This window comes from Streptomyces sp. NPDC021019 (assembly GCF_044333295.1).
In the GTDB taxonomy this organism is placed as follows: domain Bacteria; phylum Actinomycetota; class Actinomycetes; order Streptomycetales; family Streptomycetaceae; genus Streptomyces.
Genome location: NZ_JBIRQR010000007.1, coordinates 206583 through 228220 on the forward strand (window position 1 = coordinate 206583; position 21638 = coordinate 228220).

Annotated in this window: 20 protein-coding genes and 2 pseudogenes; 5 read left to right on the forward strand and 17 right to left on the reverse strand. The window is 71.7% G+C overall.

All coding sequences use genetic code 11. From position 1 onward, the window contains the following. Positions 1–7 precede the first annotated feature (7 nt). Complete coding sequence (locus ACH4RG_RS30095; protein ID WP_398162508.1) at positions 8–808, reverse strand: LysR family transcriptional regulator substrate-binding protein; 801 nt, start codon at positions 806–808, stop codon at positions 8–10. 58 nt (positions 809–866) lie between these two features. On the opposite strand from ACH4RG_RS30095, the gene ACH4RG_RS30100 reads away from it, so the two are divergent. Next, positions 867–1265, forward strand: a complete 399-nt coding sequence (locus ACH4RG_RS30100; protein WP_018959460.1) for a DUF5997 family protein — start codon at positions 867–869, stop codon at positions 1263–1265. A gap of 440 nt (positions 1266–1705) precedes the next feature. Here the strand turns inward: ACH4RG_RS30100 and ACH4RG_RS30105 are convergent, their stop codons facing one another. The 4 genes from ACH4RG_RS30105 to ACH4RG_RS30120 all read right to left on the reverse strand — a co-directional run bounded on the left by ACH4RG_RS30105 (position 1706) and on the right by ACH4RG_RS30120 (position 4622). Beyond that, positions 1706–2203: a peptidylprolyl isomerase gene (locus tag ACH4RG_RS30105; protein WP_215109274.1), complete on the reverse strand. Its 498-nt coding sequence runs from the start codon at positions 2201–2203 to the stop codon at positions 1706–1708. Between the two features lie 74 nt (positions 2204–2277). Then, positions 2278–2478, reverse strand: a complete 201-nt coding sequence (locus tag ACH4RG_RS30110) for a hypothetical protein (protein WP_397922851.1) — start codon at positions 2476–2478, stop codon at positions 2278–2280. A 55-nt stretch (positions 2479–2533) separates the two neighbouring features. Beyond that, a complete protein-coding gene (locus tag ACH4RG_RS30115; RefSeq protein WP_397922849.1) occupies positions 2534–3109 on the reverse strand; it encodes a histidine phosphatase family protein in 576 nt (191 codons plus the stop codon). A 61-nt stretch (positions 3110–3170) separates the two neighbouring features. Beyond that, the gene (locus ACH4RG_RS30120) at positions 3171–4622 is read right to left on the reverse strand and encodes a PLP-dependent aminotransferase family protein (protein WP_398540523.1); all 1452 of its coding nucleotides are present in this window, start codon (positions 4620–4622) and stop codon (positions 3171–3173) included. A gap of 166 nt (positions 4623–4788) precedes the next feature. On the opposite strand from ACH4RG_RS30120, the gene ACH4RG_RS30125 reads away from it, so the two are divergent. Beyond that, a complete protein-coding gene (locus ACH4RG_RS30125; RefSeq protein WP_397922845.1) occupies positions 4789–5661 on the forward strand; it encodes a DMT family transporter in 873 nt (290 codons plus the stop codon). Between the two features lie 47 nt (positions 5662–5708). Continuing rightward, positions 5709–5912 (forward strand): DUF1918 domain-containing protein, encoded by a 204-nt coding sequence (locus ACH4RG_RS30130; protein ID WP_397922843.1) that lies wholly within the window; start codon positions 5709–5711, stop codon positions 5910–5912. 127 nt (positions 5913–6039) lie between these two features. On the opposite strand, the gene ACH4RG_RS30135 is transcribed toward ACH4RG_RS30130, so the two are convergent. Next, complete coding sequence (locus ACH4RG_RS30135) at positions 6040–7311, reverse strand: glycoside hydrolase family 10 protein (protein WP_398540564.1); 1272 nt, start codon at positions 7309–7311, stop codon at positions 6040–6042. A 233-nt stretch (positions 7312–7544) separates the two neighbouring features. Between ACH4RG_RS30135 and ACH4RG_RS30140 the strand changes: the two genes are divergently transcribed. Continuing rightward, positions 7545–8402, forward strand: coding sequence for a 3-hydroxybutyryl-CoA dehydrogenase (locus tag ACH4RG_RS30140; RefSeq protein ID WP_397922839.1), 858 nt, complete (start codon positions 7545–7547; stop codon positions 8400–8402). 477 nt (positions 8403–8879) lie between these two features. On the opposite strand, the gene ACH4RG_RS30145 is transcribed toward ACH4RG_RS30140, so the two are convergent. The 4 genes and pseudogenes from ACH4RG_RS30145 to ACH4RG_RS30160 all read right to left on the reverse strand — a co-directional run bounded on the left by ACH4RG_RS30145 (position 8880) and on the right by ACH4RG_RS30160 (position 11064). Then, positions 8880–9362, reverse strand: coding sequence for a hypothetical protein (locus ACH4RG_RS30145; protein ID WP_398540524.1), 483 nt, complete (start codon positions 9360–9362; stop codon positions 8880–8882). Between the two features lie 120 nt (positions 9363–9482). Continuing rightward, positions 9483–10211 (reverse strand): annotated as a pseudogene (locus ACH4RG_RS30150) (putative T7SS-secreted protein); the annotation flags it as partial. A 2-nt stretch (positions 10212–10213) separates the two neighbouring features. Further along, the gene (locus ACH4RG_RS30155; RefSeq protein WP_398540525.1) at positions 10214–10879 is read right to left on the reverse strand and encodes a hypothetical protein; all 666 of its coding nucleotides are present in this window, start codon (positions 10877–10879) and stop codon (positions 10214–10216) included. Further along, complete coding sequence (locus tag ACH4RG_RS30160) at positions 10876–11064, reverse strand: hypothetical protein (RefSeq protein WP_397922832.1); 189 nt, start codon at positions 11062–11064, stop codon at positions 10876–10878. Before ACH4RG_RS30160 ends, ACH4RG_RS30155 begins: the two co-directional genes overlap by 4 nt. 642 nt (positions 11065–11706) lie before the next feature. On the opposite strand from ACH4RG_RS30160, the pseudogene ACH4RG_RS30165 reads away from it, so the two are divergent. Further along, positions 11707–11811, forward strand: a pseudogene (locus ACH4RG_RS30165) (3-hydroxyacyl-CoA dehydrogenase family protein); the annotation flags it as partial. Positions 11812–12360: 549 nt separating this feature from the next. Here ACH4RG_RS30165 and ACH4RG_RS30170 read toward each other — a convergent pair. From ACH4RG_RS30170 to ACH4RG_RS30200, 7 genes are all read right to left on the reverse strand, one after another. After that, positions 12361–13101, reverse strand: coding sequence for a DUF4839 domain-containing protein (locus ACH4RG_RS30170; RefSeq protein WP_397922830.1), 741 nt, complete (start codon positions 13099–13101; stop codon positions 12361–12363). A 103-nt stretch (positions 13102–13204) separates the two neighbouring features. Next, complete coding sequence (locus ACH4RG_RS30175) at positions 13205–13735, reverse strand: NUDIX hydrolase (protein WP_398162501.1); 531 nt, start codon at positions 13733–13735, stop codon at positions 13205–13207. 86 nt (positions 13736–13821) lie between these two features. Beyond that, positions 13822–15174 (reverse strand): transcriptional regulator, encoded by a 1353-nt coding sequence (locus tag ACH4RG_RS30180; protein WP_397931833.1) that lies wholly within the window; start codon positions 15172–15174, stop codon positions 13822–13824. 417 nt (positions 15175–15591) lie between these two features. Beyond that, positions 15592–18144, reverse strand: a complete 2553-nt coding sequence (pheT, locus tag ACH4RG_RS30185) for a phenylalanine--tRNA ligase subunit beta (RefSeq protein WP_397922824.1) — start codon at positions 18142–18144, stop codon at positions 15592–15594. Then, positions 18144–19283, reverse strand: coding sequence for a phenylalanine--tRNA ligase subunit alpha (gene pheS, locus ACH4RG_RS30190; protein WP_397922822.1), 1140 nt, complete (start codon positions 19281–19283; stop codon positions 18144–18146). Before pheS ends, pheT begins: the two co-directional genes overlap by 1 nt. A 116-nt stretch (positions 19284–19399) precedes the next feature. Next, a complete protein-coding gene (locus tag ACH4RG_RS30195; RefSeq protein WP_397922820.1) occupies positions 19400–20557 on the reverse strand; it encodes an ATP-binding protein in 1158 nt (385 codons plus the stop codon). Positions 20558–20729: 172 nt separating this feature from the next. Next, complete coding sequence (locus tag ACH4RG_RS30200; protein ID WP_397922819.1) at positions 20730–21575, reverse strand: TrmH family RNA methyltransferase; 846 nt, start codon at positions 21573–21575, stop codon at positions 20730–20732. Positions 21576–21638: the final 63 nt, after the last annotated feature.

A 21638-nucleotide genomic window follows, 5' to 3' on the forward strand; every position in this document is an offset into this window, starting at 1 on the left:
CGGTGTGCTACCGGCCTCGCGGCTTTCCGCGCTTACCGCCCTGGCCGCCGGTCCGGCCGCCCGACTGGGGCTTCCTGCCCGCCGCGGCCCTGTTGCGGGTGCCGCCCGCCCCGGCCCGCTTGGCCTTGTCGCCCTTGGCCTTGTCCTTCGCTTTGTCCTTCGCTTTGTCCTTCGCCGGACGCGGCGGGGTGGCCGCTCGGCCACGGGTGCTGTTGACGGTGCGCCCCCGGACGATGCCGATGAACTCCTCCACCAGGTCGGGGGTGGACTCCGCCTCGGGCCAGGACAGGGCGACGCGTGACTCGGGGGCTTCCGGGACCGGACGGTAGGTGAGGTCCTTGCGGTGGTGGAGGCGGGCCAGGGACTGCGGGACGAGGAGGACGCCCACGCCCGCCGCCACCAGCTCGATCGCGTCCGCCGTGGTCGCCGGGCGCTCGACGGCGGGGCGGCCGGGCAGGGTCTCCCAGGCGAGGAGGTCGTCCAGCGGGTGCAGCACGATCTCGTCGGACAGCTCGGCGAGCGACACCTCCTCCGCGGCGGTCGCGACGTGGTCCTTGGGGATCACGACGACGGTCGTCTCGGTGTAGAGGGGGATCGCGCTCAGGACGTCCCGGTCGACCGGGAGCCGTACGAGACCGGCGTCCGCCCCGCCGTCCGCCAGCAGCTCCGGCGCCTCGGCCGCGGTGGCCTGGACGAGTTCCAGAGAGGTGTGGGGCAGCCGCTCGCGCCAGACCCTCACCCACTTGGTGGGCGTCACGCCGGGAACGTACGCGAGCCTGAAGGATGAGGGGATGTCCGAGCCTGTCACGGAACCAGGCTACCGGCAGGTGGTCGGAGGTTTGTCCCATGGTCGATACCCTGGACCCATGACGTCGCACAAGACCGCCCAGACCATGAAGCCCGCCACGGCGGCGAAGAAGCTGGGTGTGTACCTCCAGGCCACCCCCGCCGAGTTCCAGGAGGGTGCCGTCTCCCGCACCGAGCTCAACGCCCTCCAGACCGACCCGCCCGCCTGGCTGGTGGAGCTGCGCCGCACCGGCCCGCACCCCCGCCCGGTCGTCGCCGCGAAGCTCGGCATCTCCATCGCGGGGCTCGCCCGCGGCGGGGTCACCGAGGCGCTCACCACCGAGCAGATCGACGCGCTGAAGGACGAGATGCCCGAGTGGCTCGAGAAGGAGCGCGCCACGCAGGCCGAGGTGCGCAAGGAGTCCGCACGGATCAAGGAGCGCAACGCCGAGCGGGCCGCGCAGTCCGGTCGGCAGTAATCCCGAATCCCGTCATCAGTAGTCCGGCCATCAGCAGACCGGCGGACGAACGCGCCCGGTGTCAGGGCCGACGGCCCCGTCCCTGAGGGAACTGGCCCGGGTTCACCGCACGGTGAATCGTCTCGGCCGGTTCCCTCGCGTCCTCGGTGAACGTGTCCACCCGGATCCTCCGCGCGTCGTGCGGTTCGATGACGAAGCCGAAGACCGTCCCCCGGCCTCGGTCGGCGGGCGTCCGTCCTCGACCGAGGCGGAGCCGAGTGCGGCATCGGTGCGTCGCATCCCGCCTCCCCCGTGTGGACACGTCGAATCGTGCCCGAGTCCGGGGCGCGTGGCAGGGAAACCGGCGGCCGCACGCCACAGGCCCGCGGCCGGGTTCCGCCCCGCCGACGCGCACGTCGGTGGAACGGCCCTGCCACGGGCCCGTCGGGTTATCGGACCGGTCAGAGAACGCCGGACTTGTCGATGGTGACCTTGGCGCGGGTCTTGCCGCTGGAGGAGCCGAGCGCCTCGATCTTGCGGACCAGGGCCATGCTGTCGTCGTCGGCGACCTCACCGAAGACCACGTGCTTGCCGTCCAGCCACGGGGTGAGCACCGTGGTGATGAAGAACTGCGAACCGTTGGTGTTCTTCCCGGCGTTGGCCATCGAGAGCAGGCCCACACGGTCGTGCTTGAGCGTGAAGTTCTCGTCGGCGAACTTCTCGCCGTAGATGCTCTTGCCGCCGGTGCCGTCACCGCGGGTGAAGTCGCCGCCCTGGAGCATGAAGTCCGTGATGACGCGGTGGAAGGATGAGCCGGCGTAGCCGAAGCCCTTCTCGCCGGTGGCGAGCGCGCGGAAGTTCTCCGCCGTCTTGGGGACGACGTCGTCGAACAGGTTGAACGTGATCCGCCCTGCGGGCGCGTCGTCGATGGTGATGTCGAAGTAGACCTTGGTTGTCATGGTGACATCCTCACATTCCTGGCAACCGCAGGCGAAACCCGGGTTGGGTCGGCACGTCGGACGCCCTGTTCCGCTCACCTCCCGGCGGTCGCCTCGCCGGCCGCGCAGACGGCGTTCACCAGGGCCGTCCCGCGCGGGTCGTCGGCGAGCCGGGAGCCCCTGCGGTTCACGACGTACCCGACGGCGATCGAGGCGTCCGGACCGGCGGGACCGCGGGAGCAGCCGACCTCCGGTCCGCGGCCGAGCGCCCGCGGTCCGGAAAGAAGGGGCGGCACGCCAGGCACCGGCCTCCCCCCGCCCGCCCGCGATCCCGCCCCTCCCCCTCCCCGGTCAGCGGATGCCCGCCTCCAGGCTCAGGCTCCAGCGGCCCGGCAGGCCGATCAGCGTGATGGTGGACAGGGGACGGACGTCGACGTTCCAGTACGCGGAGGGCGGGGCGTTCAGGGCGTAGACGAGGGCGGCCCGGATCACGGCGGGTTCGGCGACCGCGACGACGAGACCGTCGGCGGCGGGGCGGGTGTCCAGCCAGCCGCCGACCCGCCCGATGAAGCCGAGCATCGACTCACCGCCGTGCGGCGCGCTGCGCGGGTCCGCCAGCCAGTGGTCCACGGCGGCCGGTTCCCGGGCGGTCACCTCGCCCAGCGTCAGCCCACGCCAGCGGCCCATGTCCCAGTCGCGCAGGGCCGGTTGCGCCATCGGCGCGAAGCCGAGGGCGTCCCCGGTGGCACGGCTGCGCGGAGTGGGCGAGCAGTAGCGCAGTTCGGCGGCGCCGAGCGGCACGAGCGTGTGGGCGACGAGCTGCACCTCATGCCAGCCGGCCTGGTCGAGCGGCCGGTCGTCGTCGAAGCGTTCGGCCAGCCGGGAGGAGCTGCGCGCCGCTGCGACCAGGGAGACCCGAAGCGTCATGGCGGGATCGTGGGGCCGAACGCCTGTTTGGTCAAGAGGGCGCGCAAGTCGAGCGCCGCGTTCAGCCGCCCAGGAGCCCGTCGAAGGCGGTACGGAGGCGGCGGACGCCCTCCGCGATCTCGGCCGCCCCGGAGACCGCGGCGAAGCTCAGGCGGACGTGGCCGGCCGGGGGTTCGGCGCAGAAGTAGGGGCGCCCGGGGGCGATGGCGACGGAGGCACGCAGGGCGGCCGAGACGACGGCCGGCTCGCCGGTGGCCGTTCCCGCGCCGCCCGGGAGCCGGAGCCAGAGGCTGCCGCCGCCCGCCGGAAGATGCGGCAGCGCGAGTTCCGGCAGCTCGCCGCCCAGAGCCGCCGCCATGGTCGTACGGCGGTGCCTCAGCTCGGTGGCGACGGCGGCGAGGTGGCGGCCCCAGGACGGGGAGCCGACGAGTTCCAGCGCGGCTTCCTGGAGCGGCCTGGGTACGAAGAAGCTGTCGACGACCTGGATGGCCCGCAGGCGCTCCAGTACCGGCCCGCGGGCGGCCAGGGCCCCGACCCGCAGGCTGGGCGAGGTGACCTTGGTCAGCGAGCAGACGTGGACGACGACGCCGTCGGGATCGTCGGCGGCCAGCGGCGCCGGAAGCGGCCCGGCGTCGTCGTGGACGAGCCGGCGGGCGAAGTCGTCCTCGACCACGAACGCTCCGGCCGCACGGGCGATGGCCAGGATCTCGGGGCGGCGGGCGGGGGCGAGGACGGCCCCGGTGGGGTTCTGGAAGAGCGGCTGGGTGACGAAGACCCGGGCGCCGGTGGCTCGGAAGGCGTCGGCGAGCAGCTCGGGACGTACCCCGTCGGCGTCCATGGGCACGGGGACGGGGCGCAGCCCGGTGGCGCGGGCGGCGGCGAGCATGCCGGGGTAGGTGGGCGACTCCACGAGGACCGGGGCACCGGGCGGGGCGAGCGCGCGCAGCGCGGTGGCCAGGGCGCTCTGGCCACCGGCGGTGATCAGGACATCGGTGCCGGAGACGGCGGGGCCGATCTCGCGGGCGAACCAGGAACGCAGTTCGGGCAGCCCGTCCGTCGGGGGGCGGCCCCAGGCGCCGGGCCTGCGGCCCGCGCGGGCCAGGGCCGCGGAGAGCGCCCGCTCGGGCTGGAGGGAGGCGTGGAGGTAGCCGCCGTTGAACTCGATGACGCCGGGCGGCGGTGCGGGGAGGGTGACCAGCACGCCGGAGGCGTCCACGGTGCGCGGCACCACCTCGGGCCCGCCGTCGCCGCTCAGCGACACCTCCTGCCAGGACGTGTCGCCCGGCGCGGGCGGCGCGACGCGGGGATGCGCCCGGAAGGCGCCGGAGCCGGGGCGGGTGACGACGAGCCCCTCGGCGGCGAGCTGGGCGATGGCGCGGGAGACGGTGACGGGGCTGACCCGGAACCGCTCGACGAGCGCACGACTGGACGGCAGCTTTCCACCGGGTGAGTAGCGGTTGAGATCGGCCCGCAGGGAAGTGACCAGTTCGGCGACGCTGCTACGCTCTTGCATGAGAGCAGACAATAGCGCTATCCCGCCTTCATCGATAGCGGTTGCCGAGCCGGTCGGCACCCCTCGGACCGCTCGGGAGATCCCGTCGGAAGCGGCTGCGGCTTCGGCCACGGACAGGTCGGGAAGCACGCCCGCGCCGGAGCCCTCGGCCGGTCGGAGCGGCACCGTGCTCGCCGGGCTCGGCGTGGTGGCGTTCTCGCTCACCTTCCCGGCCACGGCCTGGGGCCTGGAGAGCTTCGGCCCCTGGTCCCTCGTCGCTCTGCGCAGCGTGCTCGCCGCCCTGATCGCGGGCAGTGTGCTGCTGGCCGCGCGCGTCCCGCTGCCCCAACGCCGGCACTGGGCCGGTCTCGCGGTCGTCGGGGGCGGGGTTGTGGTGGGCTTCCCGCTGCTGACGACGCTGGCTTTGCAGACCTCCACCACCTCGCACGCGGCCGTGGTCGTGGGCCTGCTGCCGTTGACCACGGCGGTGCTGGGAACCCTGCGCACCGGTGAGCGCCCTTCGCGCACGTTCTGGACCGCGGCTCTCGCCGGGGCCGCCGTGGTGATCGCCTTCACCATGCAGCAGAGCGGCGGGGCTCTCGCCCCCGGCGACCTCTACCTGTTCGGCGCGCTGCTCGTGTGCGCGGCCGGGTACACCGAGGGCGGCCGGCTGGCCCGGCTGATGCCGGGATGGCACGTGATCGGCTGGGCCCTGGTCCTGTGCCTGCCGCTCGCGGTGGCGGGCGCCCTGGTGGCCGTGCCCCTCGAACCCGTGCACCTGAACGCCCACGGCGTCCTCGGCCTGGTGTGGGTCGCCGCCGGGTCGACCTTCCTCGGACTGTACGTCTGGTACCGGGGCATGGCGGCGATCGGTGTCGCCCGGGCCAGCCAGCTCCAGCTCGCCCAGCCACTGCTGACGCTCGTGTGGTCCTTCCTCCTGCTCGGCGAGGAGATGTCCGCCGCGGCTCCGGTCGCGGCGGTGGCCGTGCTCCTCTGCATCGCCGCCACTCAGCGGGCCGGCCGCGGCGCAGCGGGGGAATCCCGGCGCGTACGGTCATAGACTTGTCGACACGGACACCGTCTCCCCCTGTGAGGAGGTCGCTCCCGATGGAGGCACACACGGGCGACCGGCTGCTGATGCACGGCAGGACCGTGGGACAGCACGACCGGGTCGCCGAGATCATCGAGGTGCTCGGCGACGGGGGCGCTCCCCCGTACCGGCTCCGCTTCGAAAACGGCCACGAACACCTGATGTCACCGGGCCCCGACAGCGTCGTCCAGCACCGGAAGGCGCCGAAGGACGGGCAGTAGCGGCAGGAGCGCGTGGCGGGTGCTCGCACACCCGGGCCCCGGCCACCGCGCGCCCCTCAGCGGTGCGCTGTGCTGCCCCGACCCGGTCGGGGCAGCACACCTCCGGAGACCGGACCCGGAACCCGGATCACCACGCCGAAGGGCGACCGCGGTGCGGGTACGTGCGGCCCCGGTCCGGATAGAGCCGGACCCGGTTCGTGTAGTGGTCGGCCACGACGCGCCGCATCGCGCCGATCCGGTCCGCCATCACGCTCTTCCCCGAGAAGAAGACATGGCCGCCCACCTCCGCGTGATCCCGGGCGAGGGTGAGGTGGCGGGAGAGCTCCGCCGGGTCCTGCCAGGGATCCGCCTGGGCGGGGTCACCCGCCTTGTACAACGCCTCGCCCACGTACAGATCGACGCCCGTACCCCGGACGGTCCGGCTCCACCAGGCGAGGACCTTGGCGTAGTCGGCGGCGGCCTGGCCGACATACCAGTAGATCTGCGGGCAGATGTAGTCGATCCATCCTTCCCTGACCCACTTGCGCGTGTCGGCGTACAGGTCGTCGTAGGTCTGCACGCCCGCCCGGGTGTCCGAACCCGACGGGTCGGTCCCCGCGTTGCGCCAGACGGCGAAGGGGCTGATGCCGAAGCGGACGTGGGGCTTGATCTGCCGAATCCGCTCCCCCGTCTCGCGCACGAGCCGGTCGATGTTGTCGCGCCGCCAGGCCGCCCGGTCGGCGAAGCCGCCGCCGTACCGCTCGAACTCCGCGTCGTCGTCGAAGGTCTGACCGGCCACCGGGTACGGGTAGAAGTAGTCGTCCCAGTGCACCGCGTCGATGTCGTAGCGCCGCACGGCGTCCAGCATCGCGTCCTGGACGAAGCGGCGGACCTCCGGCAGCCCGGGGTTGTAGTAGAGCTTCCCGCCGTACGGCACCACCCAGCTCGGGTTCAACCGGGCCGGGTGGGAGGCGCTGAGGCGGGTGGGGTCGGTGTGGTTCGCCACCCGGTAGGGGTTGAACCAGGCGTGCAGCTCCAGGCTCCGGTCGTGCGCCGCGCGCACCGCCGTGCCGAGCGGGTCCCAGCCCGGGTCCTTCCCCTGGGTCCCGGTGAGGCAGGCGGCCCACGGCTCGTGCGGCGAGGGCCACAGGGCATCGGCGGTCGGCCGGACCTGGAACACCACCGCGTTGAGCCGCAGCTCGACGGCCCGGTCCAGATACGCGAACAGCTCGCTCTCCTGTCGCGCCGCCGTGAGCCCCGGCTTGGACGGCCAGTCGATGTTGGCGACCGTCGCGATCCACATGCCGCGCACCTGACCGGGCGCCGCGGACCGTCCGCCGCCCCTTCTCCTCCCCGCCGGAAAGGCGACCGCGTCGCCGGCCGACGTCATCGCCGCCAGCAGTCCGGCCGCACCCAGCACGAACGCCCTTCTCGCCACTCCCGTACGCCGCATCCTGGCCCACCTCTCTCCGCCACGTCCCACTCCGACTCCGATAGCTCTACGTAACCGCATCCTTCCCATCCGTGGCCGCTATGACCCGCGGGCCGTCCCCATCGGCATGCGGAGTAACGTCGTGGGGTCGAGGCGGGCACCGGAATCACACGGGACCCTGCGATACGGAGAACGGCGAAAGGCACGAGGTGACGGACTCTATGGCCGACATTGCACGCGTCGGAGTGGTGGGCTGTGGCCAGATGGGCGCAGGTATCGCGGAGGTGTGCGCGCGCAGCGGCCTCGAAGTGAAGGTCGCCGAGACCACCGGCGAAGCGCTGGAGATCGGCCGCACCCGTCTGTACAACTCCCTCTCGAAGGCCGCCGAGCGCGGCAAGATCAGCGCGGAGGAGCGGGACGAGACCCTCGGCCGGCTGAGCTTCACGACCGACCTCGGGGAGTTCGCCGACCGCGATCTCGTCATCGAGGCCGTCGTGGAGAACGAACAGGTCAAGACCGAGATCTTCCAGGTGCTCGACCAGGTGGTGACCCGGCAGGACGCGATTCTGGCCTCCAACACCTCCTCGATCCCGCTGGTGAAGCTGGCCGTCGCCACCTCGCGCCCGGACCGGGTCATCGGCATCCACTTCTTCAACCCTGCCCCGGTGCAGAAGCTCGTCGAGCTGATCCCGGCGCTGACCACCTCGGACGAGACGATCGCCCGCGCCGAGGCCGTCGTGCAGGACGTGCTCGGCAAGCACCCGATCCGCGCCCAGGACCGGTCCGGCTTCGTCGTGAACGCGCTGCTGATCCCGTACCTGCTCTCCGCGATCCGGATGTTCGAGTCGGGCATCGCCAGCCGCGAGGACATCGACAACGGCATGGAGATGGGCTGCGCCCACCCGATGGGTCCGCTCAAGCTGGCCGATCTGATCGGCCTGGACACCGTGGCCTCGGTCGCGGACTCGATGTACGCCGAGTACAAGGAGCCGCTGTACGCCGCTCCCCCGCTGCTCCAGCGGATGGTCGACGCGGGGCGCCTCGGCCGCAAGACGGGGTCGGGGTTCTACGCCTACTGAGTGTCCTTCTGGCGGGACCGGCACTCACGCAGCCGGGCCCGCCGGCGCACGTTCCCCCGAGGTCAGGACCGTGTGCGGCCCGAAGAGTTTCGTCCCTACTGCCGACCCGCCGCCGTTTCGGAGCGCCACGGAGCGGCGGCGCGGATGCGCGAGCCCGAAGCCCTGGGCCTTTCAGCGCTGTCGCAGCCTTCCGTGCTTGTCCTGCGAAAACTCCCTCGCCCGTCCCTCCGACAGAGCTGAAAGTCCCTGAAAAGTTTCTGCGACTCGGACCTGGGACCTACGCATTGCGAGTACACGAGCGGTCCTGACACACCGCGCCCGGGAGTGCCGCCAGATGTTGTTTCGCCTGTTCAGAAGGCACTGGTTGGGTGCGCTCATGTTGTCCCGTGTCGGCATGTTCCAGAGGGGTCCGCGCCTCCTTCGCCCTCACTGACTGGCATCGAGTGGAGACGCGGTCGCCCTGGCGTACGGGCTCAGTCAGGCAGCGCCGGGATCCTCCAGCACCACCATGACCATCACCGGAAGATCGGTGTCATGCTGGATCACACCGGCGGTCAGAATCCGGCCGCCGAGGGTCCACTTCCTCAGCTTGATGAACTCGTCCCTGTCCGCCTCCGTCACCTCGGCCTCGATGAGGTGGCCGGCAAGCGGGGACTCCTCGATCTCGGGGAGGAAGTCGGCCAGCATCTGCTCCCCCTCCTCGTAGACGGCTTCCACGTCGTCGAAGTAGCCCGACTCGTCGACGTCGCGGATCCAGACGAAGAACGAGACGCTGACCGCCCCACCTCCGAACGACTGGATCCACCCCCCGACGCTGCCCTTGTCCCACGACGTCTCCACGCCGTCACGGATCTTGCCCCCAGGCGTCCACTCCTGAGCCGCGAACCGCGCCGCCGCAGCCTCGGCGGTCAGCGGGGTGATGCTCCTGAGCTCTTCCAGCATTGCGATCACTTCAGCCATGAACTCATTCCACTCATGCCGTTGCCGGGCACGTGATACGCCTTCAGCTGCCCGCTGCCCACACACAGGGCCAGCCACACACGGTCGCCCTCACCTGGGACCACTGTGGCCTGCGTGGGGCTGTTCGCGGGCCTGGGCGAGGAGTTCCTGCGCGTCCTGCATGATCGATTTGCCGGGGTCGTCGAACGTCGGCGCTGGGCAGGGTGGCAGAGTGCCGGGGTTGCGCTCCTCGGGAGCCTGCGCGTTGTAGCGGTTCACGGCCTTGTTGTAGTCGTCGATCCGCTTGCGGTGTCCGTCGGCCGCGCCCTGGGAGGCTTTGACGCCTTCCTTCCACATGTCGATAGCCGTCTGCGCCTGGTGCTGTGCCCAGGTGACGGTGTAGGCGAACGCCTCCAGCGCGGCAGCAGCCTTCTCGAAGGCATCGGCACCGGTGAACCACTTCGGCGGTTGGGTACTCACCGCCGTGCGCAGGGCATTGGCCGTCTCGCCCTTCAGCCGCGAGGAGTCGAGGCCCTTCAACCCGCCCCCGGCGTCGTCGAACGCCTTCTGAAAGGAGCGAAGTTGTTCTGCCGTGGCATGGAGCTTGCTGGGGCTTCCGTACACCAGCTTGGCCTTGTCCTCGGTCTGCCCGAGGTCCATTTCCTCGACATCGGCGCCCATCCGGTTCGCAAGCGAGCGCGACTGCTCCCGCACCCAGTCCGAATCGGATTCCCAGCCCACGTCGTCCAGCCGGTCCGCCGTCCAGTTCCCGGCGCCCTCGACCCGGTTGCCGGCCCACTCCACACCGTCCTCAACCACGTCCTCGACCGAGTCGGGCGTGATGTCCCTGATGAAATCGTCGACGCCCATCCTCAGTCGTCCTCGCCTGCGTTCGCGTCGCCCTGTTGCGGTGTCTGCTGGGCGCGTTCCTCGGGCGACGGCCCGAACGTGTCGTCCAGTGCCCGGTCCCACTGACCGTCGCTGAGGGCGAGCTCGGTCTTGAGCCTCTCCGCCTCCCGACCGCCCTGTCCCTCGGTGAGAACGGTGCGGCCGGTGTCCTTCCAGGTCTGCTCCACGTCCTGGCCGGCCTTCTCGAACGACTCGGCACTCCAGTCCGGGTCCAGGTAGTCGGGAGTCAAGATGTCGCCCCAGCCCTGCTGGGAGATGTCCTCCTCGCTGGCGTGTGGGTTGCCGCCCATCGCCGCGCTGACGCCGACCTTGAAAGAGCCCTCGACGTACTGGTCGTGCTCCCGCTGCGTGCCCGCCGCCAGCCCGAGACGGTCCGCGAGCGCGCTCGCGTCGCTCACCAGGGCGCGTACTTCCCACTCCCACCGTTCGCAGAAATCCTCGAAATCCACCGACAGCCCTCGATGCCCTGCCTCCATGCCCGTCATGGCCAGACCCGAGAACCCCTTGCCCATCACCGACCCGGTGGCGCCACCGAGTTCGCCGAGTTGATCGATGGTCGCGCCCACGCCCTGCGTGAACTTCGCCACCGACGTCTGATCGAAGGCGAGGTCCGATCCGTCCGTGCTCACGGCCGTCCCCCCTCCTGCCCCGCGCCGGAATCGACAGCGACGCCGTCCGGGACGACGCCGATGACCGGCGGGAAGAACATCGCACCGTCCTCGTCGGCGATGTCCACCGCGAGTCCGGCGGGTTCGTCCAGAGTCGGCACGATCTCATCCACGATCCGCGCCCCGAGCAGCGCGACGTAATCCATCAGACGATCACCCGGGCCGCGATGAACAGCTAAGCGGGCCAGCGCCGTCTCGTCCGTGAACGCGCAGATCCACCCACCAACGCCCGTGGATCGTCAACCCCCGCCCGTTGCTCGGATATTCGTTGAGCGAGCATCGTCCTCGACTGTCCCACGGGTCCCCCCCTCGTCCTGGTCGGCTGATGGCACCGTAAGGCAGAACAAGTATGCGGGTGGGCCGGTTCTCGCAGGTCCAAGTGCCCCCGTCCGTCCGCCTCATGGGCATGGGCACCTCCTGTACGTCCCGCCGAGACCGTCGAGTGGGAGCGTCACCGGCCTCCGGCGACAGAATGTCCCGTCCCCTTGAGTATGAAAGGAGCCGGGCCGTGATCCACCGGCGAAGCCAGGGCGGAGGAGGCGATTCTCCACGCGGGCGTCCGCAGCTGGTACGAAGGCCATGTCCAAGGTGAGGACGAACGCCCGGGCGCGACTTCCGGGGCAGGCCGCCCAAGAACACCGACCGCGGCTGAACCGTCCCTTGGTCGCCTACTTCAGACGGACGCCGTCGAACCGAGCGCGGTCAGGCGGTCCTCGACGCTTGGGTAGGTAATCTCTCCCCGATCACCGACCACCGACCAGGGCGCCAGGCGCCGACCAGTTGTACGCGAGTACAAGGAGCCGCTGTACGCCGATCCCCCGCTGCTCCAGCGGATGGTCGACGCGGGCAGGCTGGGCCGCAAGACGGGGTCGGGGTTCTACCCGTACGCCTGACCGCCCGTTTCGGGGCCCGGCGCTCACGCCGCCGGGCCCGCCAGGGGACTTTTTCGAACTCAGGACCGCGGGCGGCCCCGAAGTTCCTCTTCTTCTACTGCCGACCCGGCGCCCTGCCGGAGCGCTACGGAGCGGGCGCGCGGGCGCGCGAGCCCGAAGCCCTGGGCCTTTCAGCGCTGTCGCAGCCTTCCGTGCTCGTACTGCGAGAACTCCCTCGGGTACGCGTGCGATCCTGACACACCGTGCGAGGGAGTGCCGCCAGGTGTCGTTTCGCCTGGTCGGGAGAGACTAGCCAGAGGCGCCCATGGCGTCCCGTGTCGGCACGTCCAGAGGGTCCGCGCTCCCCTTCACCGTCACTGACTCCGCGACGGCCCCCTCCGGGCGGCGCGGCGACTCACCACGGCTGGCCGCGCCTGGGGAAGCAGGACACCTCGGTCCGTCAGCCACGCAGCAGGATGCGCGTCAGCATCGGCGGGTCGGGGTGTCCCCGACTGGATGCGGCGTGACTACCGGCGGCCAGGACAAGGGATCGTGGCCGTGCGGAGGCCGTCAGGACGCTGCTGACGAGCGGTAGCCGGTCGGGGACAATGCTCCGTGCTGACGCGGCTGCCCGTCTTGGGCCGCGTTGAATTCGCGTACCTCCGCGATGAAGCGGAATGCGTCGTTCACGCCGACGGTGGCAGGAATTCTCTTGCCGGTCAGGTTCAGGTTCCCGGTGTTGACGTCCTCGTACTTGAAGGCCGGGCCGATCGTCGTGTTCGACCCCTCGTCGCCTGGGCCCAGAAGGAAGTCGTAGCGGGTCTCGAAGTCACCGTGGGGCGCCATGTGCCTGATCGAACCGTTGAACGCGACCGTCCGGCCCTCATACCTGGTCGCGAAGTCCAGGTTCACGTCATCGCACGAGTCCGCCTTCAGCGATGCCGCGAACTCCGGTCTGTTCTCGGGCGTGATCAGCTCGGCGGCAGCCGACTTGGCCGCGGCCGGCTTCGGCGTAGTGGCAGGCTTCTCGGTCGCCGCAGTCATCGACTTGCCTGCATCGTCCTTCTTCCCGTCTCCGTCAGTGAGCACCGAGGCAGCGCCGATGACGATGGCCAGGATCACGAGGACGCCGGCTGCCGAGCCGATCAGGAGCCACGGCTGCGGCTTCTTCGGCCGGCGAAAGGTGAGGGTGGAGCGAAGCACGCCCTGGGTCTGCTCAACGAGATCCAGCCGTCCTTCTCCAGCTTCGAGATCGCGCCAGGTCAGTGCTCCTGCCACTCCCTGCGCGCCTGCCGATCGGTCGACGACCACCGGCTTCGGCGTGCACAGAATCGAGTGGGAGTTCGCACTGCACCTGGAGCCGGCCCCGGTCACCCCGGGACCGGCTCCTCGCGCGTGGGGGGGCGCGGCCGGGTCAGCCCAGTCTCAGGTGGTGCAGCATCAGCAGGGCGGCCGCCATGTTCGCGGCGGGCACCTCACCCCGGGCGATCATGTCCGGGACCACCTTGAGCGGTATCCACTCGCGGCGCGAGGACTCGAAGGCGTCCCCGGGATGCCCGGTCCAGTGCGCCTCGTCCGACCAGAAGAGGTGGTGGCGGGCGTCGGTGAGGCCGTTCGACGGTTCCACGGTGAGCAGCGGGCGCAGCTCGCCGGGGCGCCAGCCGGTCTCCTCCTCCATCTCGCGGGCCGCCGCCACCGCGATGTCCTCGCCGTCCTCGACGACGCCTGCGGCCAGTTCCCACCCCCAGCTGTCGGTGATGAACCGGTGCCGCCAGAGCAGCAGCACCTCGTTCGCCTCGTTGACGACGGTGGCGGCCGCGACGGGGCGCAGCCGGATGACGAAGTGGTCGAGGTGACTGCCGTCGGGAAGCTGGACGTCCGCCAGATTCACCCGGAACCACGGGTTCTGATACACATTCCGTTCGCTCAAGTTCGTCCACTGCATGGTTCTGCCGCCTTTCGACATGTTGGGGTCAACATGTCAGCAGGCTCGGTTGTCACGGGGAGCTGATGACGGGGCGTCGGCAGAGCTCACAGAGGCACGCGGAGCGCCTCGTCGATGAGGTCGGTGGTCCCCACCGCCTCGGAGCAGCCGCTCGCGGCCAGTTCGCTCCGGACCTGCCGCAGCCGGTCGCGCAGCCGCTGGGACTCCATTCCCCGGGCCCTCATCGCCATTTCGGCAGCTGTACCGGCCGCGCGGTCGGCCTCGCCCTGAAGCAGCTCGATATGACTCAACATCGCGAGACGGTGCACGCGCCCCCGGTCGTGCGCCGGGGCGCGCACGGCGGAGGCCGCGTGCTCCCGGGCCGCGGGCAGGTCCCCGAGACCGAGCAGCGCCTCCGCCACCTGGACGTCGACCAGGCCCGGCTGGACGTACCCGGTCTCGTCCGGCTCCCGTCCGGTGTGGATCCGGCCCGCCTGCGCCTCGGCCCGCCCGATGCAGGCCCGGGTGCCCGCCGCGTCGCCCAGCCGGGCGTACGCCTTGGCCTGCATGGCGTGCAGATCGGCGGCGAGGGCGGGGGTGATGTGACCGCCGGCGGCCCGCAGCGCGGCCTCGGCGAAGGCGATGGAACGGCGGTAGTCGCCGAGGAACAGCGACTGGGTGACCAGCAGGGCGATCACATAGCCGCCGAGCCCCCGGTCGCCGCTGGACTTGGCGAGCCGCAGCGCCTGGTGGAAGTAGCGCTGGGCGAGTCCGTGGGCGTCGGAGTCGTAGGCGCAGATGCCCGCCACCGCCACGAGTCCCGCCGTCGCCCGGTGCAGGCTCCGGCCCAGGACGTCGCTGTAGCCGCCACGCAGCAGCGGCGCCGCCTCGGCGTTGAGGAAGCGGACGATCCGGGATCTGGTCGCGAGGCCGCCCGTCTTGCGGTACATCTGCTCGTAGTGGTCGCGGGCCGACTTGAGCATCGCTATGTCGGCCGCGCTGACCCGGCCCGGTCCCGGCCGCGAGACGTCGGTGTCCTCCGGGGGGTTCTCCCACTCCCAGACCGGCATCACCGCCGGGGTGCCGGTGACGGCGGGCACGGTGGCCAGGTGCGGGCGCCGTTGTTCGTCGGAGCTCCACAGGGCGGTGGCCCGCTCGACGAACCCGCGGAGGGAGCCGCTCCCGTCGCCGGCGTCGGTCCCGGCGGAAGCGGCCGACGCGCCCATCCCGACGTCGTCGAGTCCGACGGGCCGCCCCAGCCGGGCGGCCAGCACCTCGCAGATCAGGTCGGGCACCTGCCCCCGCGGGCGCTGGCCCTTGAGCCAGCGGGAGACCGCCGTGTGTTCGTACCGCAGGCTCAGCCCACGGGCCAGGCCCGCCCGGTTGACATGACCGGCGAGGCCCGCGCGGGACACACCGGCCTCCTCGATCAGGGCTTCGAGCAGGACATTGGGCTCCATCGTCCCCCCAGGTGCGTGTCGCAATGAGCCTAGTGGAGCACGATTCACACGGGGTGTGAACGGAATGCCCGAACCCTCCTGCTGTGCGCTCTGCCGCGTGGGTCCCGGGCTCGGTTGAATGAGCTCCCTCGCAAGAGGCGGCCGGGTCGTCGGCTCCCCCTCGTAACGGCCCACGACCCGCACCCGCGCCGTCCGCGCTGCTGACCTGCCCGACACTCCGAGGCAGCGCGGACGGCGCCCGGACCGCACGGCCCACTGACCGACGACGAAGGAGGGTGGCTGCGGAACGGACATCGGAACCGCGTTCCTCCCGGTTCCGATTCCTGCTCCGGCGTGTGGTCCCTCCGTCGCTCGGCGGGATGGAGAAGGGGCGTATCCGGTGGCCGGATACGCCCCTTCTCAACGCCGCCGCACGGGCTACGCGCCGCGCAGCACCGCGCCCGTGCGCTCGGCGGCCAGGGCCACCGCGCTGTCGCGGGCGGCCGAGGCCTCCTCGACGGTCAGGGTGCGGTCGGCGGCGCGGAAGCGCAGCGCGTACGCCAGGGACTTGTTGCCCCCGCCGATCTGCTCACCGGTGAAGACGTCGAACAGCCGCAGCGATTCGAGGAGTTCGCCCGCGCCCTCGCGCAGGGCCCGCTCCACCTCGGCGGCCGGTACGTCCCCGGCGACGACGAGCGCGACGTCCTGGGTCGCCACCGGGAAGGTGGAGATCCGGGGCGCCTGGAGCGCTCCGTCGACGGCCTGTTCCAGGACGTCCAGCTCGACCTCGGCGGCGCAGGTCCGCTCGGGCAGGTGGAGCGCCTTGGTGACGCGCGGGTGCAGTTCGCCCGCGTGTCCGAAGAGGGTCTCCTCGCCGTTCACGGTGACGTACAGCGCGGCGCAGCGGCCCGGGTGCCAGGGGGCGTGCTGGTCGGCGCGGACGATGACCTCCACCCCGGCCTCCGCGGCGATCGACCGAGCGGCCTCGACGGCGTCCGCCCAGGTCGCCGGGGCGCCCTTGCCCCACCAGCCGGACTGCTCGCGGGCGCCCGCGAGGACGACGGCGGCGCGGCGCGGCTGACGCGGCAGGGCCGCGTCGAGAGAGGCGATCTCCTCGTCGGTGGGCCGGCGGTCGACGGGCAGCCGCAGGGCGGGCGTCTCCTCACCGGTCAGTGGGGCCTCCCCTGCTCGAACGGAGCTGAGAGCTTGGGGAAGGAAGACCAGACCGGTCTCGAAGAGCGCCAGGTCGTGGCTGCCGCGGCCGTCGTTGCGCCGCAGGGCGCCGAGAAGGCCCGGCAGCAGCGTGGTGCGCAGCGCCGGCTCCTCGTCGGAGATCGGGTTGACGAGCTTGACCGTGCGGCGACGGGCGTCGTCCGCCTCCAGGCCGAGCTGGTCCAGGACCGCGTCGCCGATGAACGGGTAGCTCAGCGCCTCGACGTAACCGGCTCCGGCCAGCATCCGGCCGATGCGGCGGTGCAGCCGCTGGCGGTCGGTGAGACCGCGGCCCGAGGGGGGCGTCGGCAGGGTGGAGGGCAGGTTCTCGTAGCCCTCCAGCCGGATGACCTCTTCGGCGAGGTCGTTCGGCTCGTTCAGGTCGGGCCGCCAGGACGGGACGGTGACGATCAGCTCGTCCTGCCCGTAGACGTCGCAGCCGACCTGCTGGAGGCGGCGGACGACGGTCTCCCGGCCGTAACCCGTACCGGCGACCCGGTCCGGGTGATCGGCGGGCATCGCGATGGTGCGCGGCGCGGACGGGGCGGTGATCTCGGTGACCCCGGCCTCGGCGGTGCCGCCCGCCAGGAGGACCAGCAGGTCCACCGTGCGCTGCGCGGCAGCGGCGGCGGCCTGCGGGTCCACGCCGCGCTCGAAGCGCTTGGACGCCTCGGAGGACAGCTTGTGGCGGCGCGCGGTACGGGCGATCGAGATCGCGTCGAAGTGCGCGGCCTCGATGACGACCTCGGTGGTGAGGGCGTGCTCGCCCTCCGCGTCGGCGATCTCGGTGTTGGCCCCGCCCATGACGCCCGCGAGGCCGATGGGCCCGCGGTCGTCGGTGATGACGAGGTCCTCGGCGTCCAGCACGCGCACGGTGCCGTCCAGCGTGGTGAGCTTCTCGCCCTGCGCTGCGCGGCGCACGCCGATCGGCCCCTCGACCCGGGTGCGGTCGTAGGCGTGCAGGGGCTGGCCGAGCTCCAGCATCACGTAGTTGGTGATGTCGACGGCCAGCGAGATCGGCCGCATCCCGGCCTTCTGGAGGCGGCGCCGCATCCAGATCGGGGAGCGGGCCTCGGGCTGGAGACCGGTGACGGTGCGCGCGGTGAAGCGGTCGCAGCCGATCGGGTCCGAGATCTTGACCGGGTAGCCGTACGCGTTCGGCGCGGGAACGTCCAGGAGCGCCGGGTCGCGCAGCGGCAGCCCGTACGCGATGGCGGTCTCCCGGGCGACACCGCGCATCGAGAGGCAGTAGCCGCGGTCGGGGGTCACGGCGATGTCGAGGACCTCGTCGACGAGCTGGAGCAGCTCGATCGCGTCGGTGCCGACCTCGTGCTCCGGCGGCAGCACGATGATGCCGTGCGTTCCGTCGTCGCCCATGCCGAGCTCGTCGGTGGAGCAGATCATGCCGTGCGAGGTCTTGCCGTACGTCTTGCGGGCGGCGATCGCGAAGTCGCCGGGCAGGACCGCGCCCGGGAGGACCACGACGACCTTGTCGCCGACCGAGAAGTTACGGGCGCCGCAGACGATCTCCTGCGGTTCGCCGGTGCCGTTGGCGGTGCCGACGTCGACCGTGCAGAAACGGATGGGCTTCTTGAAGCCCTCCAGCTCCTCGATGGTCAGGACCTTGCCGACGACCAGGGGGCCCTTGAGGCCCGCGCCGATCTGCTCGACGGTCTCGACCTCGAGCCCGACGGAGACGAGCTTGGCCTGTACGTCACGGCCGGTCTCCGTCGCCGGCAGGTCGACGTACTCCCGCAGCCAGGAAAGCGGGACGCGCATCAGATCTCCATCCCGAACGGCCGGGTGAACCGGACGTCGCCCTCGACCATGTCTCGCATGTCTTCGACGTTGTGGCGGAACATCAGCATCCGTTCGATGCCGAACCCGAAGGCGAATCCGCTGTACTTCTGGGGGTCGACGCCGCAGGCGACGAGCACCTTGGGGTTGACCATGCCGCAGCCGCCGAGCTCGATCCATCCCTCGCTGCCGCAGGTGCGGCAGGGGCGGTCCGGGTTGCCGACGGACGCGCCGCGGCAGACGTAGCAGACCATGTCCATCTCGGCGGACGGCTCGGTGAACGGGAAGAAGTTCGGCCGCAGCCGGGTCTTCATGTCCGGTCCGAAGAGCGCCTGGACCATGTGGTCGAGGGTGCCCTTGAGGTCGGCCATGGTGAGACCCTCGTCGACGGCGAGCAGCTCGATCTGGTGGAAGACCGGGGTGTGCGTGGCGTCGAGCTCGTCGGTGCGGTAGACCCGTCCGGGGCAGACCACGTAGACGGGGGGCTTGCGCGCCAGGAGCGAGCGGGCCTGGACCGGGGAGGTGTGGGTACGCAGCACGACGCCGGACTCGTCGCCCTCGGTCGCCTTCCCGTCGGGCGTGGCGCCCTGGACGAAGAAGGTGTCCTGCATCTGGCGGGCCGGGTGGTCGGGCACGAAGTTCAGGGCGTCGAAGTTGAACCACTCCGCCTCGACCTCGGGGCCCTCGGCGATCTCGTAGCCCATGGCCACGAAGACGTCCGCGACGCGCTCCATGATGGTCGTCAGGGGGTGGCGGGCGCCGGCCGGAGTGCGGTCGTAGGGCAGCGTGACGTCCACGGCCTCCTCGACGAGCACCCGGGCGTCCCGCTCGGCCTCGAGCTCCGCCTGGCGGGCGGCGAGCGCCTTGGAGACGGCTCCGCGGGCCTGGCCCACGCGCTTGCCCGCCTCGGCCTTGGCCTGCGGGGGCAGGGCGCCGATCTCGCGGTTGGCGAGGGACAGCGGCGAGGTGCCTCCGGTGTGCGCGGTCTTCGCCTGGGCGAGCGCGTCGAGGTCGCCGGCGGCGGCGAAGGCGGCGAACGCCTCGTCCCGCAGGCGCTCGATCTCTTCCGGTTTCAGTGCCTCGACCTCGACTGGGTCGTACGACTTGTTCGGTGCCGACATCTCTTCCCGTGCTTCCGATTGGCTGGTGGCGCGACCCGGCTCGACGACCGCAGGACGCAAAGGTGCCAAAGGTCGAGTCTAAAGGGCGCAGGACGGTCGGGGAGCCCGCGGGCCGCTCACACCAGGTAGGCGGGCATGCTCACGGGCAGAATAAATCGGAACTCGGCTCCGCCGCCGGGTCCCCGGTCGACGGTGATGGTGCCGCCGTGGGCCTCGACGATGCCCTTGACGATGTAGAGGCCCAGGCCCGTGCCGCCGCGCTTGCTCCCCCGCCAGAAGCGGGTGAAGACACGGCCCATCGACTCCTCGGGGATGCCGGGGCCTTCGTCGCTCACGGTGACAGCCGTTCCCGTCTCGTCGTCCGCCCCCGGCGCGGGTGCCGGGGCGATCTCAATGGTGACGGTTCCCTCGCCGTGGCGCACCGCGTTTTCCAGGAGGTTGCCGAGGACCTGGTCGACCTTGTCGGGATCGGCCCACAGGGCGGGCAGGGGCCCCCGGGCCCGGACCCGGAAGCGGTCGGGTGCCTGGCCGCCCGTGATGAGCGCCTGGATGTGCCGCGCCACGGCGGCGGAGACGTCGACGGGCTGGCGGCGCAGCTCCAGCCGGCCGGAGTCGATGCGGGAGATGTCGAGCAGCTCGGCGATGAGCCGGGTGACCCGGCCGGCGTCGGCGTCGACGGTCTCCAGCATCAGCCGTTTCTGGTCGTCGGTGAAACGTTCCCACTTGGCGAGCAGCGTGGCGGTGAACCCCTTGACGGAGGTCAGCGGGGAGCGCAGTTCGTGGGCGACGGTGGCGATGAGCTCGGCGTGGCTGCGTTCGGTACGCCGGCGGGCCTCGGTGCCCCGCAGCGAGACCACGACCCGTCGCACCGGGCCGAGCGGGTGCTCGCGCACGTAGCGGGCGGAGACCAGCACCTCGCGGCCGCCGGGCAGCAGCAGGTTGCGCTCGGGCTGGGCCTTGCGGGTGGCGAGACCGCCGTACGGGTCGGTCAGCTCCCACCAGCGCTTCCCCTTGAGGTCCTCCAGCGGGAGGGCGACGTCCAGGGGGCGTCCGATGGCGGCGGCGCGGGGGGTGGCGGTGATGCGGGCGGCGGCGGCGTTGAAGCAGACGACGCGCCCGCTCGCGTCGGCGACGACGAGACCGTCGGGAAGGTCGTCCGGGTCGATGCCGGGAGCGTCCTGGCCGAGGCCGTCCGGCGACCCGTCCGGTTCCTTTTCCGCAGCGCGTGCCGCGGTGGTGTGCGCCGGTCGCGACGAGCTCATGCCGACAGCCATCTTCCCGTATCCCCACCTCTCGAACCGGTGCAGTGGGCCCCCGAGTTCGTCACCCTACTAGGCGGTGGTGAACCGGCGACACCCTGTGGGGGCGCGGAGGGGAGTGCGCCGGTGGAAGGGGCGCGGGAATGGCTGGGATCGTGTGCTGACGGGTCGTCGGAGCGGCGCCGCGTTACGCGTCGGGGGTGCGGCGGGGGCGCTGCGCGCGGGCGGAGGCGTACAGGCAGACGGCGGCGGCGGTGGCGAGGTTGAGGCTCTCCGCCCTGCCGTGGATGGGGACGCGGACGACGGCGTCGGCGAGCGCGCGGGTCTCCTCGGGGAGCCCCCAGGCCTCGTTGCCGAAGACCCAGGCGGTGGGGGTGCCCATGGTGCCCGCGTCCAGCTCGTCGTCCAGGTCGTCGGCCCCGGCCCCGTCGGCGGCGAGGATGCGCACCCCGGCGTCCCGGAGGCCCTGCACGGCCTGTTCGACGGGGATGCCGACGGCGACGGGCAGGTGGTAGAGCGAACCGACCGAGGCCCGTACCGACTTGGGGTTGTAGAGGTCGACCGAGGCGTCGGTCAGGATCACCGCGTCCGCGCCCGCCGCGTCCGCGCAGCGCAGGACCGTCCCGGCGTTCCCGGGGTCCCGCACGTTGGCCAGAACGGCCACCAGGGTGGGCTTCGCGGCGAGGATCTCCTGGAACGGGGTGTCCAGGAAGCGGCAGACGCCGATGAGGCCCTGCGGGGTGACGGTCTGCGAGACGTCGGCGAGGACGTCGTCGTCGGCCAGGTGCACCCGGGCGCCCGCGGTGTGGGCGGCCTCGACGATGTCGGCGTACCGGTCGGCGGCCTCGGGCGTGGCGAACAGCTCGATGAGGGTCGGCTCGCCGTCACCGCCCCGGTGGGCGGCTGCCTCGCGTACGGCCTGGGGCCCCTCGGCGATGAACCTGCGCTCCTTGCCGCGGAAGTTGCGGCGGGCCAGCCGGCGGGCGGCGGCGACACGGGGGGAACGCGGGGAGATCAGTTCGGGGGTGCCCATGGTCGGCGGCGAGCCTCTCTGCGTACGGCTGTGGCGGTGTGGGGTGTCGGCGGCGGGGTGGGG